The organism is Mesorhizobium sp. M0678 (assembly GCF_040320505.1).
In the GTDB taxonomy this organism is placed as follows: domain Bacteria; phylum Pseudomonadota; class Alphaproteobacteria; order Rhizobiales; family Rhizobiaceae; genus Mesorhizobium.
Genome location: NZ_JAMYPT010000013.1, coordinates 60,034 through 76,390, shown reverse-complemented (window position 1 = coordinate 76,390; position 16,357 = coordinate 60,034). Strand labels below are relative to the sequence as shown.

Annotated in this window: 16 protein-coding genes; 2 read left to right on the top strand and 14 right to left on the bottom strand. The window is 62.0% G+C overall.

All coding sequences use genetic code 11. The annotated features are described in order from the left end of the window. Nucleotides 1-37: 37 nt before the first annotated feature. On the bottom strand, nucleotides 38-1,414 hold the full coding sequence (locus tag NKI29_RS22265) for an FAD-containing oxidoreductase (protein ID WP_352568029.1): 1,377 nt from the start codon (nucleotides 1,412-1,414) through the stop codon (nucleotides 38-40). Further along, nucleotides 1,411-1,872, bottom strand: a complete 462-nt coding sequence (locus NKI29_RS22260) for a membrane protein (RefSeq protein WP_023679520.1) — start codon at nucleotides 1,870-1,872, stop codon at nucleotides 1,411-1,413. The genes NKI29_RS22265 and NKI29_RS22260 overlap by 4 nt, the downstream gene beginning before the upstream one ends. Before the next feature lie 147 nt (nucleotides 1,873-2,019). Between NKI29_RS22260 and NKI29_RS22255 the strand changes: the two genes are divergently transcribed. Beyond that, the gene (locus NKI29_RS22255; protein ID WP_023679519.1) at nucleotides 2,020-2,577 is read left to right on the top strand and encodes a sugar O-acetyltransferase; all 558 of its coding nucleotides are present in this window, start codon (nucleotides 2,020-2,022) and stop codon (nucleotides 2,575-2,577) included. A gap of 58 nt (nucleotides 2,578-2,635) precedes the next feature. Here the strand turns inward: NKI29_RS22255 and NKI29_RS22250 are convergent, their stop codons facing one another. From NKI29_RS22250 to NKI29_RS22240, 3 genes are all read right to left on the bottom strand, one after another. Continuing rightward, nucleotides 2,636-3,145 (bottom strand): RES family NAD+ phosphorylase, encoded by a 510-nt coding sequence (locus NKI29_RS22250; RefSeq protein WP_023679518.1) that lies wholly within the window; start codon nucleotides 3,143-3,145, stop codon nucleotides 2,636-2,638. Beyond that, nucleotides 3,142-3,621: a type II RES/Xre toxin-antitoxin system antitoxin gene (gene parS, locus NKI29_RS22245; protein WP_352638288.1), complete on the bottom strand. Its 480-nt coding sequence runs from the start codon at nucleotides 3,619-3,621 to the stop codon at nucleotides 3,142-3,144. Before parS ends, NKI29_RS22250 begins: the two co-directional genes overlap by 4 nt. Before the next feature lie 187 nt (nucleotides 3,622-3,808). Next, nucleotides 3,809-4,798, bottom strand: coding sequence for a helix-turn-helix domain-containing protein (locus tag NKI29_RS22240; protein WP_352690594.1), 990 nt, complete (start codon nucleotides 4,796-4,798; stop codon nucleotides 3,809-3,811). 127 nt (nucleotides 4,799-4,925) lie between these two features. Between NKI29_RS22240 and NKI29_RS22235 the strand changes: the two genes are divergently transcribed. Beyond that, nucleotides 4,926-5,573, top strand: a complete 648-nt coding sequence (locus NKI29_RS22235; protein ID WP_023679515.1) for a cysteine hydrolase family protein — start codon at nucleotides 4,926-4,928, stop codon at nucleotides 5,571-5,573. A gap of 77 nt (nucleotides 5,574-5,650) precedes the next feature. Here the strand turns inward: NKI29_RS22235 and NKI29_RS22230 are convergent, their stop codons facing one another. The 9 genes from NKI29_RS22230 to NKI29_RS22190 all read right to left on the bottom strand — a co-directional run bounded on the left by NKI29_RS22230 (nucleotide 5,651) and on the right by NKI29_RS22190 (nucleotide 16,290). After that, nucleotides 5,651-7,330 (bottom strand): formate--tetrahydrofolate ligase, encoded by a 1,680-nt coding sequence (locus NKI29_RS22230; protein WP_352797240.1) that lies wholly within the window; start codon nucleotides 7,328-7,330, stop codon nucleotides 5,651-5,653. A gap of 307 nt (nucleotides 7,331-7,637) precedes the next feature. Then, the gene (locus NKI29_RS22225; RefSeq protein ID WP_023679513.1) at nucleotides 7,638-8,762 is read right to left on the bottom strand and encodes a DUF2333 family protein; all 1,125 of its coding nucleotides are present in this window, start codon (nucleotides 8,760-8,762) and stop codon (nucleotides 7,638-7,640) included. Between the two features lie 15 nt (nucleotides 8,763-8,777). Then, on the bottom strand, nucleotides 8,778-10,082 hold the full coding sequence (locus NKI29_RS22220) for a DUF6638 family protein (RefSeq protein WP_352575756.1): 1,305 nt from the start codon (nucleotides 10,080-10,082) through the stop codon (nucleotides 8,778-8,780). A 109-nt stretch (nucleotides 10,083-10,191) separates the two neighbouring features. After that, nucleotides 10,192-10,608, bottom strand: coding sequence for an endonuclease domain-containing protein (locus NKI29_RS22215; RefSeq protein ID WP_352568022.1), 417 nt, complete (start codon nucleotides 10,606-10,608; stop codon nucleotides 10,192-10,194). Between the two features lie 137 nt (nucleotides 10,609-10,745). Beyond that, entirely contained in the window at nucleotides 10,746-12,656 is a 1,911-nt protein-coding gene (locus NKI29_RS22210) for an AAA family ATPase (protein ID WP_352724897.1), read from the bottom strand. 24 nt (nucleotides 12,657-12,680) lie between these two features. Further along, the gene (locus NKI29_RS22205; protein WP_352797238.1) at nucleotides 12,681-13,826 is read right to left on the bottom strand and encodes a hypothetical protein; all 1,146 of its coding nucleotides are present in this window, start codon (nucleotides 13,824-13,826) and stop codon (nucleotides 12,681-12,683) included. Between the two features lie 35 nt (nucleotides 13,827-13,861). Continuing rightward, nucleotides 13,862-14,950 carry a hypothetical protein gene (locus tag NKI29_RS22200; protein ID WP_352615510.1) on the bottom strand — a complete coding sequence of 363 codons (1,089 nt, stop codon included), beginning with the start codon at nucleotides 14,948-14,950 and terminating at the stop codon, nucleotides 13,862-13,864. A 215-nt stretch (nucleotides 14,951-15,165) separates the two neighbouring features. Further along, nucleotides 15,166-15,555 carry a c-type cytochrome gene (locus NKI29_RS22195; protein ID WP_352456450.1) on the bottom strand — a complete coding sequence of 130 codons (390 nt, stop codon included), beginning with the start codon at nucleotides 15,553-15,555 and terminating at the stop codon, nucleotides 15,166-15,168. 123 nt (nucleotides 15,556-15,678) lie between these two features. Further along, entirely contained in the window at nucleotides 15,679-16,290 is a 612-nt protein-coding gene (locus NKI29_RS22190) for a thymidine kinase (RefSeq protein ID WP_023679506.1), read from the bottom strand. Between the last annotated feature and the right edge of the window lie 67 nt (nucleotides 16,291-16,357).

The window sequence follows — 16,357 nt, the reverse complement described above, 5'->3', positions numbered from 1 at the left end:
GCCGGCGCCGCCATGGGCGCACGATTCTACCCGGCCGTCACACCAGCGGCTTGAGTTCCTGGGCGATGGTCGGCAGAAGCTCCGAGACATTCGGGTGGATGTGCACGGCGCGCGCCAGCGTGCTGACCGGCGCCTTGGCATACATCAGGTCGAGCACGCAGTGCACCGCCTCGTCGCCGCCCGGGCCGAGCACCGAACAGCCGAGGATCTCGTTGGTGTCGGCATCGACCAGGATCTTCATGAAGCCTTGCGTCTCACCTTTTTCGACTGCACGGCTGACGCGGGTCATTGGCCGCTGGCCGACCAAGGCGCGGCGGCCGGATTTCCTTACCGCGGCTTCGGTCATGCCGCAGCGGCCGAGTGGTGGGTCGATATAGAGCGCATAGGCCTCGATGCGGTCGCTGACCTTGCGCGGATCGTTGTCGAGCAGGTTGGCGGCGACGATCTCGTAATCGTTGTACGAGGTGTGGGTGAAGGCGCCCTTGCCGTTGCAGTCGCCCATCGCCCAGATGCCGGGCACGCTGGTGCGCAACTGGTCGTCGACGACGATGAAGCCGCGTTTGTCGACCTCGACGCCGGCTTTGTCGAGGCCGAGATCGTCGGTGTTTGGCGTGCGGCCGAGCGCCAGCAGCACATGCGAGCCGACCGCAGCCGCCTTGCCTGGCGAGAAGGTCACGGCGATTTCGTTGCCTCGCCTGGCGAAGCGGATGTCGTCGGCGCCGAGATGGACGGCAATGGCTTCGTTTTCGAGGATCGACAAAATGGCGTCCGAGACATCCTCGTCCTCGCGACCGATCAGACGCGGGCTTTTTTCGATGACCGTGACTTCGGAACCGAAGCGGCGGAACATCTGCGCGAATTCGAGCGAGACATAGCTGCCGCCGACAACGATGAGATGGCGCGGCAGCACGTCGAGATCCATCATCGAGGAATTGGTCAGGTAAGAAATGCCGTCGATGCCGGGCAGGTCGGGCACCGAGGCGCGGCCGCCGGTGTTGAGGAATATCTTTTCGGCGCTCAGCAGATCGTCGCCGACGCGCACCGTGTTGGCGCTTACGAAGCGCGCATGGCCGCGATAGAGCGTGCATTTGTCCATGCCGGCAATCCAGTCTTCGAGATTGCCGCGGGCGTCGTTGGAGACCTTGTCCTTGCGCGCCTTGATCGCCTTGTAGTTTACGCCGACGGGACCGGATAGCGTCACCCCGTAATCCGCGGCGGAGCGGGCGAGATGCGCGGCATAAGCGCTTGCCACCATCGTTTTGGTCGGCGTGCAGCCGGTGTTGACGCAAGTGCCGCCGACCAGCTTTCGCTCGATCAGCGCCACGCTCATGCCGGCCGCATTCAGCCTGCCGGCGAGCGGTGGGCCGGCCTGCCCGGCACCGACGATAATGGCGTCGAATGTCTTTGCCGTCATGCCACCGCCGCCACGATCAGAAGCCCGCCGACGATCGCCACAGCGTCCTCGATGAAGGCGGCCGGCGGGTCCTTGCCGAAGGCGGCGGCCAGGCGTTTACGCGCCTCGGCGCCGCCCAGCGTGCCGATCACCGCGCCAACGGCGCCGGCGATCAGGCCGCCGATGATGGCGCCACCGGTGGCGCCGATCACCGCGCCGGTGAAAGCGCCCAAGACGATACGCGTGCCGAATTGCTGCGGCACCTTGCGGCTCGGCGCCGAGGGCAGCTGGTCGGTGACCAGTTCGGCGATGGCCAGGATGGTGAAGATGCCGACGGCGATCCAGTGGCCCATGAAGCTCGCCCAGGTGTCCGCGACCGGCAACCAGCCAAGCCAGGCGCCCCAGGCGACGGCGGCGGGCGCGGTCATGGCGCGAAGCCCGGCAACGATGCCAATCAGGAGTGCAAAAATGTACAGCATGATTGATCCCCTCGATGGCCGGCTTGGGACAGGTCCGAGAGGGCAAGCTACCATAGGTCCGGTATTTGACCAGAGGTGGTGTCGCCGCCGGCGCTTCCGTTTTTTCACCACTTGTGCTTTGGCAAAGTTGAAACTGGAGTTGCAGCCATGGCCGGAAGCGAACGCATGAAAATGGCGGCGGGCGAGTGGTATTGCTGCCTCGATCCGGAACTGGAGGCGTTGCGCATCACGGCGCGAGACGCGGTGTTCGAGCACAACAGCCTGCCACCCCGGCAGCGTGGCGATATCGGGCCTGGATTGCGGACGCTGCTCGGCGCTGCGGGCGAGGGCGCCCGGATCGAGGCGCAGTTCCACTGCGCCTATGGCTTCAACATCTTTCTCGGCGACCGCGTTTTTCTCAATGCCGGCTGCATCATTCTCGACACGGCGCCAGTGCGCATCGGCAAGGGAACGCTGCTCGGCCCGAATGTGCAGATCTATTGCGCCGAGCACCACAAGGAGGCTGCCGGGCGACGGACAGGGCTGGAGATCGCCAAGCCGGTCGAGATCGGCGACAATGCCTGGATCGGCGGCAGTGCCGTCATCCTCGGCGGAGTCAGGATCGGCGATGGCGCCATCGTCGGCGCCGGTGCTGTGGTGACGCGCGACGTGGCGGCGAACACCACGGTGGTCGGCAATCCGGCACGGGTAATCAGCAACAACTGAGCACCGTGCTTCTGTCGCCGGTCACGTCCTCGTTCTGATGGACATGGGGGCGGCTATGTCACTTGGCCGGAGGTGGATGCAACCGTGTGTCGAGCGCAAACGCCTCCTGGGTCTTCATGGCGTATGCCCCTCTGGCGAGGCTCGCGTCGAAGATCAGGTTCCAGCTACGCTGCGATACCGCGCTCGGAATCACCACGAACCGGTGCCGTTGCAGAAGATCGTCGCCAAACGCCTGTTGCCCGGAGCTCGGAATGCCCGGGCGCAACCAGTTGGGGTTGGGCACGGCGGCGGGGTCGACGATATGCACATCCGCGACATCGCTGACGATCGCTGCCGTCATGACATGCGCTATCGTGTCGAGCGCCCTGAAGCCCTTATGAACCGCAACCTCGAGGATCGCAGTCGACGGATCGATCGAGCAGTAGACGGCGCGCACGCCCTTGCTGTTCCAGCGTCCGCCCACCCTGTATGCGCCCTCGCCACTGTCCCATGTAGGCGCAAACGCGGCTTGATCGAGGCGCCATCCGATGAGGTCGGAGCCACCAAGCGCCGCCGGCAGCGGCGTCATGCATAAACGCCATATTCAAGCCGTTCCAGATAGTCTTCTACAAGCTCGATCCCCGCCGGCGTCGCCAGAAGGTCGATTGGACGACGCTGGTCGAGCCCAATCGCCGGGCGCTCCAGCCATTGCTCTGCCTCCGCCTGCGAACCGAACACGTCGGTCGCTTTCGACAGGATCTCCGCGAACTTCCAGGTGCGTCCGCTCTGGTCCTGACTGAGAGGCTTGGACGGAGCATCCTTGCGGCGCTGGTAGGTGCGCAGGCTCATGCCGACGGCCTTCTCCAGCGAATCGGTCTTCTGGATGAAGACGAGTTGCCCGATAAGATGGTCCAGCGCTGAAGCCGGCAGGCCGTGCAGAAGCAACTCGTGGGCATCCAAAGCGCTGCTGAGGCGCCTTGCCAGAATGCGGCTGCCGCCTAGCAATTTCGCCACCTTCTGAAGTTCATTGTTTTTTGCTGCTGGCGCAGCCTTTTCCAATGCCATCGCCACGGCGAGCCCTCTTCGCGTCATCTGTCGCTTTAATATATGACAGATGACGCAGAGCCTTTCAAGCACGACAGGATCGAGAGCAGGGCAATCGCTTCGAGAGAAAAGATAGCCTACTCGGGCCAGATGGCAGTCCAACGTCGGCACTGAAGCGATTGCCCTGGAATCGAGCGCGAGCCGAATTTCACCTCGGCATGTGCGCCACGCGCTCCTCCTGAGCACTCTTCGAGAATTCGCGCCGGTACTGCGCCGGCGAGGTTCTGAGGCGCGCTGCGAAATGCTGGCGCAGCGAGGTAGCGCTGCCGAAGCCGGCCTCGAAGGCAACCGTGTCCATCGATTTTTCCGTTGCTTCCAGCAGCCGTTGCGCCAGCTGGACGCGCTGGTCGGTCAGCCAGTCGCCGAAACTGGTGCCGATCGTTTTCTGGAAACGGCGCGTGAACGTCCGGCGGGTGAGGCCGGCGTGACCGGCAACGCTGTCCAGACTGTGCGGCTCACCCAGGGTTTTGCGCACCGCTTCGAGAGCTTGGGTGAAGCGGTCCGCATTGCCGGTCCTGGCGATGGGACGTTCGATGAATTGCGCCTGCCCGCCCTGCCTGTGCGGAGAAAGCACGATCTGCCGGGCAAGGCGAAGTGCCGCCTCCGCGCCGTAACGAGCCCGTACGACGTGCAGGCAGCAGTCGAGCCCGGCGGCGACGCCGGCGGATGTCACGACATCGCCATTGTCGATGTAGAGCACTTCCGGTTCGACGAGAATGTCGGGATAGAGTTCCTGCAGCTGATCCGCGTAGGCCCAGTGCGTCGCCGCTCGCCGCCCCGAAAGCAGTCCGGTCGCCGCAACAGCGAACGTTCCCAAGCACAGTCCGACGATCAGCGCGCCGCGCTCGTGCGCGCCAAGCAACGCGTCGATCAATGCCGCTGGAGGCGAGCTCCCGAGATCTTTCCAGCTTGGCACGATGACGATGTCGGCGTCATCGAGCGCGGAAAGCCCGTGCGGGACGCTGATGGTCAGCCTGGCATCGGTGCGGATCGGCCCGTCCTCAATCGCGCAGACCCGGAAGTCGAAGCGCGGCAGGCCGAGCTCCGTGCGATCCGCGCCGAACACGAGACACGGCACGGAGAGATGAAACGGGCTGATGCCATCGAAGGCGATGGCGGCAACGGCAGGATCGGTCATGGGAGCTCCAGCAACGGGTGAGGCCGATTGTCCCAATTCTTTCGAATAATGTCAATCGGGACACTTTTTGCAATCCGGTGCCGAGCTTATCGTCCACCCATCAATGTCCAACGGGAAAGGAAACCCCATGTCGCAACCAGCCAAAGGCAAAGCTCCACGCCGCGCCCTCATCGTCATCGATGTTCAAAACGACTATGACGGCGGCAATCTCGCCATCCAGCATCCGCCCTTCCGCGACAGCGTCGTCAATGTGGCGCGAGCGATGGATGCGGCCACCGAGGCAGGCGTCAAGGTGGTGGTCATCAAACAGTTGGCGCCGGAAACCTCACCGGTCTTCGCCAAGGGCAGCCATGGCGCCGAGTTGCACCCGGAAATCGCCAGGCGAAACCGTGACCACTACATCGAAAAGAACTTGCCCAGCGCCTTCACCGGCACGGACCTCGAGGAGTGGCTGCGCGCCAACTCTATCGATACGATCACGGTCATCGGCTACATGACGCATAATTGCGACCTGTCGACGGTCATCCACGCCGTGCATATGGGTTTTGAGGTCGAGTTCCTGTCGGACGCAACGGGGTCATTGCCGTACGCCAACAGCGCCGGCTACGCTTCGGGGGAGGAAATCCATCGCGTGGTGACGATCGTCCTGCAGTCGCGCTTCGCGGCCGTTCTCAAGACCGCCGAGTGGATCGATTGTCTGAAGACCGGCGTGGTACCCCAGCACGACACACCCTATGCCTCCAACCAGCGCGCGCTGGCGCGAAGCGCGGCTTAGGGACGAGCTCGTCGCGAAGTCGCCAAAAGGGCGCCGCAGCGTTGCGGCGCCCTTTGCCGTTCAAGCGTTGATTATCCCTAAAACAGGCCTTCGATCTGGCCCATTTCGTTCAGGAAAATCTTTTCCGAGGATGGCGCTTTGGGCAGGCCGGGCATGGTCATCACCTCGCCGCAGATGATGACGACGAAGCCGGCGCCGGCAGACAGCCTGACCTCGCGCACCGGTACGGTGTGGCCGGTCGGCGCGCCGCGCAGATTCGGATCGGTGGAGAAGGAATATTGCGTCTTGGCCATGCAGACCGGCAAATGACCGTAGCCGGCGTGCTCCCAGGCGTGGAGTTGGTCGCGCACCGATTTGTCGGCGATCGCTTCGGAACCGCGATAGATGCGCTGGACGATGGTGTTGATCTTCTCGAACAGCGGCATGGCGTCGGGATAGAGCGGGGCGAATTGCGACGCGCCGGATTCGGCCAACGCCACGACTCTTTTGGCCAGTTCCTCGATGCCGGCCGATCCCTGAGCCCAGTGCTTGCACAGGATCGCCTCTTCGCCCATCGAGGCAACGTAGTCCTTCATCGCCTGGATCTCGGCCTCTGTGTCGGAGTAGAAATGGTTGATGGCGACCACAGCCGGCACACCGAACTGACGGATGTTCTCGATGTGGCGGCCGAGATTGGCGCAGCCCTTCTTGACCGCCTCGACGTTCTCCTTGCCGAGGTCCTCCTTCTTGACGCCGCCATTCATCTTCATGGCGCGAACCGTGGCGACGATGACCGCCGCGGCGGGCCTCAGGCCGGCCTTGCGGCATTTGATGTCGAAGAACTTTTCGGCACCGAGATCGGCGCCGAAACCGGCTTCGGTGACGACGTAATCGGCAAGCTTCAGCGCCGTCGTCGTGGCAACGACGGAGTTGCAGCCATGCGCGATGTTGGCGAAGGGGCCGCCATGCACGAACGCCGGGTTGTTCTCCAGCGTCTGCACGAGATTGGGCTGCATGGCATCCTTCAAGAGTACGGCCATGGCGCCGTCGGCCTTGAGGTCGCGCGCATAGACGGCCGACTTGTCGCGACGATAGGCGACGATGATGTCGCCGAGGCGCTTTTCCAGGTCCTTCAGGTCGGTCGACAGGCACAGGATGGCCATGACTTCCGAGGCGACTGTGATGTCGAAACCGGCCTCGCGCGGAAAACCGTTGGCGACGCCGCCGAGCGAACAGATGATCTCGCGCAGCGACCGGTCGTTCATGTCCATAACGCGGCGCCAGACGACACGGCGGGTGTCGATGCCGAGCTCGTTGCCCCAATAGATGTGGTTGTCGATCAGCGCCGACAGCAGATTATGCGCGGTGGTGATGGCGTGGAAATCGCCGGTGAAGTGGAGGTTCATGTCCTCCATCGGCACGACCTGCGCGTAGCCACCGCCGGCGGCACCGCCCTTGACGCCGAAATTCGGTCCGAGCGAAGCCTCACGGATGCAGACGATGGCCTTCTTGCCGAGGCGGTTGAGGCCATCGCCCAAGCCCACCGTCGTCGTCGTCTTGCCTTCGCCGGCCGGTGTCGGGTTGATGGCGGTGACGAGGATCAGCTTGCCATGCTTGTTGCCCTTCACCGACTTGATGAACTCGGCCGAGATCTTCGCCTTGTCGTGGCCGTAGGGCAGAAGATGTTCGCTCGGAATGCCGATCTTCTGGCCGATCTCCTGGATCTGCTTCTTCCTGGCGCCGCGCGCGATCTCGATGTCGGACTTCACTTCGGCCATGGACGACTTCCCTCTGAATTGGACGGATTTGACTAGTGTGGTCGCAAGAATAGCCCGGCATTGCAGGCGCGGGCATGTTCTACCCCTGTCGCTGCCGCGGCGTCAACTTTCATGCAACTATGTTTCCTACGAAGAAAATGCCTCTGCGGCCGGCTGCCCTGCTACAGGTTCTTTTCGCGCCGGTTGCCGCGCCGTATAGAAGCCAGAGCAGGCGCGGTTCCGCCGTCTCAAAACAGCCGCGTAATACGCGAAAAGCGACAGAAGCAACGGCGCAAATTCACCAGCGCCGGCTGTGCGGGACGATCCGCTACTGCGTCAGCACGTTGCTGATCTCGACCATGTTCGAGCGCACCCTGAGTATGTAAAACCCCATCGTCGTCAGATGTGTCGGCAACAGCCAGCCGTCCTCGCGGCCATTGGCGATGATGAAGGGCTGGATGCGCAGCGCCGAGACGAATTGCGCGTCCATCGTATCCCACAGGTTCTGCAGGTGCTTTTCCTTGATGACGTCCTCGAAGTCGGCCTGTGCGCCCTTCATCAGCCCGTAATAGGCATAGAGCTGGCCATAGGCGAACCAGAAGCGGTCGTCGGCGCGTGTGTCGAACCAGCCATTATTGTGGTTTTCGGCACGCTCCTTGAGGATCGCCGAGGTGGAACCGATATCGGACGAAATGCGGTCGATATACTGCTTGAGATTGTCGGCGCGGGCATCGAATGTCGCCTGGCAGGCTGCGAGGCGGGCGTTGAAGGAACGCAGCTTGCGCACCGCGTCGCGATAGTAGCTCGGCGTCGGCGTCTTGGGCCCGAACGGGTTCAAGCCGAAATACCAGGTTTCCTCATCGAACTGCAGATTGCCGCGGGCGTCCTGCAGGTCGGCGTCGATCTGCGAGGTGGTGCGGACGCGGCCGAGATTGTCGGCAAGCTCGGTCGCCGTGCGCCGCACCGCCTGGTTGATGCCGCGCTGGAACGACGCCTTGTTGTCCATGAACGGCGTGTGGTCCCAGTCGATGCCGAACAGGCCGAGCTTGTAGAGGATCATCGACGACACCCAGGCATTCTGGTTGACGTTGAAGTCGGTCAGGTCGGCAGCGACCTGGGCAATGGCTGAATTTCCGCAGGTCTTGGCCGTGTCGGTGCCGGCGCCGGCGGAAACCTGTTCACCGGCGGAGCTGTTGCGTTTTTCGAACGTGTATTTGTCGACGTAATTCGGGTCGAAATTGTTCCACCACTGGGTGGCGTAGAAGAAGTTGACATAGAGACCGATCAGCACGAGCACAGCCAGGCCGAGCACCGCCTTCAGGATCCAGCCGCGTTGCGTGTACCAGCGCCCCGCCCACAGGAACGGCCACAGGATCGCGCCGATGAGCAGGCCGATGCCGCGGCCAATCCACTGGAAAATCCGGGTGAAGAAATTCACGATCGGATCAAGCATGGCGATGTCACCCCCTCAGTCAGTCAAGCCGTAGAGGCGTGTGCGAAACGCCACCTTGTCCTTCAGATATGTGGTTTTCAGAACGTCCACAACATGCGATCGCCAGGCGTCGCTGAAGCCTTCATAGTCCCTGTAGAAGCCCGGCTTGTTGAAGACGTAACGCGAAACGAAGTCCTGCGGCACGAAGTCCGAGATCAGCTGGTTGGTCAGCCAGGCGTCGGGATGGTCCGGCTTGGCGCGGATGACCAGGAAGCGCTGCTGCGGGAACACGTCCTCGATCTTGAGATGGCCGAGCTGGGCGATCTCGCGCTTGGCGGCGTTGAGGAAGGGAAAATTGCCGTCCCTGGTGATCAGATCGGTATGGCCGTGGATCCAGGTCTGCAGCCAGACCTTGTCGACGTCGGTCAGATTGCGGTCGGGATCGGCGTCGCGGATCAGCGCGCGCACCACCATTTCGGCGCGATGCTCGAGATAACCGGAGGTTTCGATCCATGAGGCGCGCGGCAACTCGAGGCGGCCGGTCGAGGCGAGGAACTTGAATACCTTGTCGGCGTCGTGGATCGAAAGGTAGCTCACCTGCCATGGCCGCGAGCGGCGGAAGCCCGGCGCTGCCGGGTCGCTGATCACCGTCGTCACGTCGGGATCGACGAACACATAAAGTCCGCCGAAATGGCTGGTCCAATAGGCATTGTGGCGGAAGATCACCTGGTCCGGCACCAGCGCATTCTCGCGGATGTCGCCGCAGATCTTCGCCAGCTCGACCATGTGGGCCAGCATGGCGTTGTCGCGCCAGGCATCCGGCTCCTGCTTCAGCCGGTCGACCAGCTTGCCGAGTTCGGCGGCCTTGCCGAGCACATCCTCCGCCGACAACACCTTGAACTCGACCTGATTGATCGACAGCAGGTCCTCGATGTCGTCGACCTTGGGGACCGAATCCTCGATCTCGCCGTAGATGACGTCCTTGATCGTCAGCGCATCGATGGCGCGCTGGTTCTTGGACATGAACTCGTACATCAGCAGCGAAGTGTTGGAGAATGCCGTGTGCACCACCGGCAGGTCGATCTGCGACGGCGTCAGGATGATGAAGCGGCGGTTGACCTCGTTCGGATCGAGGTAGCTGTAGTCGCCGCATTCCTCGGCGACTTGCGGCGAGAAGCCAGTGCGATCGATCTCGAAGCTTTTCAGCTTGGTCGGCTTCAAGCCGAACGCGACCATCGCCTTGTTGTAGCGCTGGATCAGATGCGGCTCGTCGATCGTCAGCAGCCGGCCGTAGATCAGCTCGTTGTCGCGCAACAGATCGGGTTTCTTGGCGGGGCTCATGTGCGCGATACCAATGGATCTTGCGCTGGAGGATCGAGCTCCAGCGGTGACGCCCCCCTCTCCCCGTTCTTCACGGGGAGAGGGTAAGGGTGAGGGGCGGCGCGAACGGTCAAGGACATGTCTCTCCATACCCTTTGGCGGCGACAAATCGAAGATCATGCGTTTCGATATGGCGTTCGAGGCGTCCTTCGATCGCAGCCAATATTGTCTCAAGGACTGCTTCCCGGTCCTTCAATACGTCGACGTTCCAAAAGCGCAGCATGGACCAGCCATTCGAGACGATGAAGCGATCCCGGATTCGATCATATTGGCTGCCGACATGCTGACTGCCATCGACTTCGACGACCAGCTGGCAGTCTCTGCAGGCGAAATCGGCGAAGTAAGAGCCTATCGGCAACTGCCGTACGAATTTATGGCCGTTCAGTCTGCGGTCGCGCAACTCCATCCAGAGCGCGGTTTCTGCATCGTTGTCGGATTGACGCAGGCGCCTTGCGCGCTTGGTTATGTCTATTTCTGGTCCACGCATGCGCTGCCCCTCACCCTTACCCTCTCCCCGTGAAGAACGGGGAGAGGGGGGCGTCAGCTTTTGAGCCACGTCTTTCAGCGTTGCTGTGGGAGCTTATGCAGCGCACCAGGGGCAGTGGTATCCGGCGAGAAGAAACCTCACGCATTCCACAGCCCCTTTTTCTTCAACTCCTCGATCTCGCGCACGGCACGCTCCCGCAGACGGGTGTCGCGGATCATCTTGGTCACCGCCGCATCATCGGACTTGTCGGAATAGCGGAACTCGGAATCCGCGTAGCGGTTGATCTCCTGCATGATCATGTCCATCGAGAATGGCCCGCGCAGCTCCTCGATCATCGCTTTCTTGTCGTCGTAACCCTTGTGCATGAAGGCTTCCGGCTTTTCGAACCACTCGTCCGGCAATTCGATGTCCATGGCGCGCATCTTGATGGCATCGGTAACGTTCTTGATGGCGCGGCCGGTAAAGCGCGGCTCGGCATCCTTGATCATATGCAGATAAGTGCCGATGTCGGCCATCGTCTTTGGCGCGCCATTCTCCTTCATGTAGCGCTCATAGACCTTCATCAACCCGTCTTCCTGTGGCTTCTCATGCTCCTCGTAAGCTTCGATCACCGCGCGCTGGATCTCTTGCGCCGCATAGAGCTTGTGGTCGCCGAGCGGGATCTTGTGGTTCTTGCCGGCGAGCAGGACGAAAATGTCGATGTAGTCGTCGCGGCTCTGCGGGCCGTCGACCAGCCAGCGCGCGCCGGCGCGCTGGCGTAGCGCGTCGTCGACGTTTTCGGGATAGTTGGAGAACATGCCGAACGAGCAGTTGCCGCGCACCACGGTCGCCGCACCTCCAAAGGCGTCCATCAGGACGCCGGTGATTTCCTGCTGGCCGGCCGAGGCGCGGTCGTCGGACCGGCGTGCCGCCACCTGGTCGATATCGTCGATGGTGCCGAAGCCGATGACGCGCGGGTTCAGCACATTGTTGATGAACTGGCGGCAGTTCTGGCCCGACTTGCCCTGGTAGGAGGAGATCTGGTCGACGCCGAAATTCTCGTAGGCGAAGGGATAGCCGGCGACCTGGCAATAACCATTGAGAAGACCGGCGATCATCTGGATCAAGGTTGTCTTGCCGGTGCCGGGCGCGCCATCGCCGATAAAAGTGAACAGGAAGCCGCCGAGCTCGACGAACGGGTTCAGCTCGCGCTCGAAATCGTAGGCCATCAGCATCTTGGCAAGCTTGACCGACTGGTATTTGGCGATGTGGTTGCCGACGACCTCTTCCGGTTTTTTGAAGGTCATCACCAGCGGCTTTGCCCGCTTACCCGGCGCGACGTCGAAGCCGTCAAGGGTAAAATCGTCGACGTCGATGCGGATATGCGCGTTCTCGAACGGACCGATGCCGTCGAAGCGGCCCTTTCGCGCCAGCAGCCCGTCGATGGCGACGCGGGCAAAGGCGCGGGCGCGGGTCATCAGATCGGCATCGTCCTTCGAACCTGCTATCGCCCTGTCGAGCCCGGCCACGATCGACTTCACCGCATCCTGTGGCGTGTCGAACAGAAAGTCCGGCTCGGGCGTGTCGTTCGGCGCCTCGCCGTCGCTGTCGATCAGCTGGAACAAATAGGAGGCAAGGCTGAAGGCGGAGATGTAGGCAGAGGCCGACAGCAGCTTCTTGAAGGTGGCAGCTTCATCGCCTTCGAGCGGCGCGCGGGCGTTTTTCGCCTGCAGACTTTCGAGGTCCGAGCCCTCGGCGAAGACATCCGATATGGCCAGCGCTATCGCTGTGCCGCGCCGGGCGCGAAACAACAGCGTGTGCTGCGGGATGGTCAGCAACTGGTCGTCGGAATGGACGGCGGCGACGGTTTTGGAGAGCTCGACCTCGCGCGTGCGGCGCACCGAGCCGACCGAGACGGTAGAGACGAAGCGGCGGTTGGTGCCGGCAAGCGCGGTGCCGGACTCGCGCGATGGGTCCTCCAGCACGACGATGCGAGTGATGAAACTTTGCGCAGTGGCACGGTGCTTTTCAATTGCCGCTTCCGGGATGGTGGTCAGGCCGGTGTCCATGGAGGATGCTCCGCGATTTGACGGTCAGACGTCGCTGATGACCTGCCCTTTGGACAGGATGTGGACCTTGTAGCCCGAAAAGATCTTCTGCGCCTCGCCGGCGGCATAGAGCGCCTGATAGGCCTCGTGCGGAATCAGCGCATGGTTCTCGTAGCTGGACACGCCTTGCCGCGCGGCCTCGAGATCGTCGGTATTGATGAAGAATTCCTGTGTCGTCTTTTCGCTCGAAAACAGCCCCTTGCGGCCTGGCTTTTCGGCCTTGGAAAAGACCTCCTGGATGGTCCAGGTCAGCAGCCAGGCGTTTTCCGGCTTGCGCACCTTGGCCAGCACTTCGCTCACCGTCGAATTGTTGTCGGTAATCCCTGCAGAATAGAACGGGCCGAGCACGACGCGACGCAGTTGCTTGGGATGCAGCGGCTCGAAATCCTTGTCGAGGTTGACCGCGATGGTCGCCGGCGACAGCGCGTAGGCGGAATTCTTCTCGGTGAAATCGTCGAAACGGTGGGCAAGCTCGGGATTGAGCAAGCCGTCGACCGGCAGCGGAATGTCGACCCTCTCATTAAGTTTGCCACTGGAATCGACAAGCTGCCGGATCATGTCGTCAGAGGAATCCTCGACCGTCACCATATACACAAGCGGCAGGTTGGCGCTGCCGTCGAAACAGGCCCAGTGGACCAGATAATAGGGCCGCAACGTCTTCGGATTGACCGACACCTTGACCGTCTGGGCCAGCGTGAACGGGCCGAAGGTGGTCTCGCTCTTGACGTCCTCGAGGTAAAGCCGCTCGGCCATCGACTTCTGCAGCGCTTCGGGAAATTCCTTGTGGCGCAGGATGAAGTCCGCCATTTCCTCGCGCAGCTCGCTGGCCGAAGGGATGACGGCGAGACGGCTGTCGGCCTGGAGACGGTCGTTTTCCAGTTCGAGCAGGTTCTGGAAAACCGGAAAACCGCTTTCGGCGCGCGAGATGCGGAACGTTTCGGTGAAGCCCAGCCGGTTGCGCCAGCACGAGAACGACTTGTCGAGCCGCGCAATATATTCGGCGACGACCTTGGCGACGATGCCGTGCCGGTAGAGCGGCGAGCGATCGTCGCGCATGAACACTTCGAGGCCGCCAAGTGCCGCCGCGATCGCCGAGAAATAACGCGCCGCAGCTTCGTTTTCGGGGGTCATGCTGCCAGCCCTTGGGAGCAGTGCACGTGCAGCAATTACGACTGCACGTAATTTGCCGAATTGTGCTTTTTCATCACATCGTCGAAGCGGCGGGCGAAGGCATCGTCGGCGAGCTTCTTGCGGCGCTGGATGTCGGCGGTGGCGACCATGTTTTTCTCGTGCATTTCAAGCAGATCGCCGATGTGCTTTTGCGAGGCGGCACCAATGCCGGCCATGGTCTCTTCGGCGGTGTTGTCGACCTGGCTGCCCAGCGTGTTGATCTTGTGGGCGACATCCTGTTGGGCGGCGGTCTTCAGCGAATCTTCCAGCGCCTTGTACAGAACGATGCGCTGCTCGGTATCGATGGTCAGCTTGTTGATCAGCGTCGATTGCGCCGCGATCTGGTTGTTGAGCGAATCGACGAAGGTCTGGAACATCGAGGTGTAGCGCTCCAGCGTCTGGCTTTCGGCCAGCAATTCCTGCTCCTTGGCCTGCTTCTCGTTGTATTCCGTGGCCAGTTTCGAGCGTTCGCCTTCCAGCTGCGTGCGCTCCTTCTGGCTGGTCGAGGCGGCGATCTTGTTCTCGATGTCGAGCAGCATCGGGTTGAGTTCCTCGATGCGCTTCTGCACGGTCTCGAGATTGGACATGGTGGTCTTGCGGCGCTCGATCACCTGCGACAGGCTGGCCTCGGAGGTCTTGTAGCGCGTGTCGAGAACCTGCTTCTGTGCCTTGAGGATGCCGACGATGGTGTCGGATTTCGCCAGCAGCTCCTGCAGATTGCCGGCCAGCGACATGTTGCGGACGCGGTCGGTGCGCAGGCGCTGCTTGCGCTGGCTGGAGAAGACACCGACGAAATTTTCCCAGCCGGTGTAGTTCTTCATGCTCTCGAATTCGGCGCCGAAGACGTTGGTGGCGTCCTCGAGGCCGATAATCAGGTCGGCGATATTGCCTTCCATCACCTTCTGCTGCTTCAGCACATCCTCAATGCGGGCATTCTCGATGTCGAAATTGGCGTCGCCGATCTTCTTGTCGGCGGTGGCGAGCGTATCGAGCACAGAACCGGACTGCTCGATCTTGGTGCGCATGTCCTCTACGACCTGCTTGGTCTTGGCAATCTCGGCATCGAAATTCTGCAATGTCGCCATTGGGGCCTCCCGCTTCGGCATCGGTTTCGTTTCGCAAACCGCCGCGAATATATGTGCCGGGTTTGGCGAATGAAAGACGGAAGACATGGGATTACAGGAAAACAAAAGAATTTCAGGAGGCCGACCGCAGGATAGTCAGGCAATGATTACGGTGTAACTGCCGTCCGGTCAGACACCGCTTCAACCGCGGCTGGACTTTAGGTCGGGAGCGATGCTCAGGGCTTGGGATCGGCCTTGAGGTAGGCGATGACATTGGCGATGTCATCGTCGCTGGTCAGGCCGGAGAAGGCCATTTTGTTGCCCGGGACCTTCTGCCGCGGCGCGCGCAGGTATTCGGCGAGGTTTGCTTCGTCCCAGACCAGGCCGGCGGCGCCGGCGTCCTTCATCCCCTGCGAGTAGCGGCTGAGATAACTGTCCGCGGTGCCGGCGGTGCGGCCGACGACACCCAGCAGATGCGGGCCGACCTTGTCGTGGTCGCTCGTTGCCTCATGACAGGCCATGCATCTGTTGAAGACTTTCCTGCCGAGAGCGGCATCGCCGTCGGCATGCGCGGCAAGAGCGCCGGCGATGAGGAAAGCAGCGGCAGACGAAATGGCTCGAAGCATGGGAACTCCCCGACGGCTCTGAGAGGTTCTGAAATAGGAAGCAGGCCTTAAACAAGCGCCGCACGATGGCGCGATTGGCGAACGAATGTCGGCCGGGAGGTCGGATGAAAGCAATAGCGCTGGTCAGGTTTTGGTGAAGCCGATGAAATCGTCGGGCACGGCGCGGCCCATTTCTTCTTCCCAATGGCGGCGGCAGAGCGAGACATAGACATCCTTGCCGATCGCCACCTGTTCGCCCTGTTTCGCCACCTTGCCGTCGGCGCCGAGGCGCACCACCATCGTCGCCTTGCGGCCGCAACGGCAGATGGTGCGCACCTCGCGCAGGTCGTCGGCGATTGCCAGCAGGGTGCGCGATCCGGAAAACAGCTTGCCTTGGAAATCGGTGCGCAGGCCGTAGCACATGACCGGGATGTTCAGCCGGTCGGCGATGCGGGCGAGTTGCCAGACCTGCTCCTCTTCGAGGAACTGCGCCTCATCGACGAAGACGCAATGGACCGTGGCGTGGTCGTGATGCTCGGCGACCCGGGCAAACAGATCGTCGCCGTCGCGGAACATCTCGGCTTCCGTCTCCAGGCCGATGCGCGACGAGATCAGCCCGGTATCGCCCTTGCGGTAGTGGCCGGCGATGAACAGCATCGTCGTCATGCCGCGCTCGCGGTAATTATACGAGGCCTGCAACAGCATCGTCGTCTTGCCGGCATTCATCGTCGCATAATGGAAGTACAGCTTGGCCATGCCGTCCTTTTAAGCCGAGTTGCAACAAAGCGGGGAGGGGGAGCGCCTACATTCCACCGGGAAAAGG

Excerpts from the sequence above, each read along its gene's own strand:
- NKI29_RS22260 (WP_023679520.1), bottom strand. The coding sequence starts at position 1,872 with ATGCTGTACATTTTTGCACTCCTGATTGGCATCGTTGCCGGGCTTCGC.
- NKI29_RS22205 (WP_352797238.1), bottom strand. The coding sequence starts at position 13,826 with ATGACCCCCGAAAACGAAGCTGCGGCGCGTTATTTCTCGGCGATCGCG.
- NKI29_RS22225 (WP_023679513.1), bottom strand. The coding sequence starts at position 8,762 with ATGCTTGATCCGATCGTGAATTTCTTCACCCGGATTTTCCAGTGGATT.
- NKI29_RS22255 (WP_023679519.1), top strand. The coding sequence starts at position 2,020 with ATGGCCGGAAGCGAACGCATGAAAATGGCGGCGGGCGAGTGGTATTGC.
- NKI29_RS22265 (WP_352568029.1), bottom strand. The coding sequence starts at position 1,414 with ATGACGGCAAAGACATTCGACGCCATTATCGTCGGTGCCGGGCAGGCC.
- NKI29_RS22230 (WP_352797240.1), bottom strand. The coding sequence starts at position 7,330 with ATGGCCGAAGTGAAGTCCGACATCGAGATCGCGCGCGGCGCCAGGAAG.
- parS (WP_352638288.1), bottom strand. The coding sequence starts at position 3,621 with ATGGCATTGGAAAAGGCTGCGCCAGCAGCAAAAAACAATGAACTTCAG.
- NKI29_RS22190 (WP_023679506.1), bottom strand. The coding sequence starts at position 16,290 with ATGGCCAAGCTGTACTTCCATTATGCGACGATGAATGCCGGCAAGACG.
- NKI29_RS22250 (WP_023679518.1), bottom strand. The coding sequence starts at position 3,145 with ATGACGCCGCTGCCGGCGGCGCTTGGTGGCTCCGACCTCATCGGATGG.
- NKI29_RS22195 (WP_352456450.1), bottom strand. The coding sequence starts at position 15,555 with ATGCTTCGAGCCATTTCGTCTGCCGCTGCTTTCCTCATCGCCGGCGCT.
- NKI29_RS22235 (WP_023679515.1), top strand. The coding sequence starts at position 4,926 with ATGTCGCAACCAGCCAAAGGCAAAGCTCCACGCCGCGCCCTCATCGTC.
- NKI29_RS22240 (WP_352690594.1), bottom strand. The coding sequence starts at position 4,798 with ATGACCGATCCTGCCGTTGCCGCCATCGCCTTCGATGGCATCAGCCCG.
- NKI29_RS22210 (WP_352724897.1), bottom strand. The coding sequence starts at position 12,656 with ATGGACACCGGCCTGACCACCATCCCGGAAGCGGCAATTGAAAAGCAC.
- NKI29_RS22220 (WP_352575756.1), bottom strand. The coding sequence starts at position 10,082 with ATGAGCCCCGCCAAGAAACCCGATCTGTTGCGCGACAACGAGCTGATC.
- NKI29_RS22200 (WP_352615510.1), bottom strand. The coding sequence starts at position 14,950 with ATGGCGACATTGCAGAATTTCGATGCCGAGATTGCCAAGACCAAGCAG.
- NKI29_RS22215 (WP_352568022.1), bottom strand. The coding sequence starts at position 10,608 with ATGCGTGGACCAGAAATAGACATAACCAAGCGCGCAAGGCGCCTGCGT.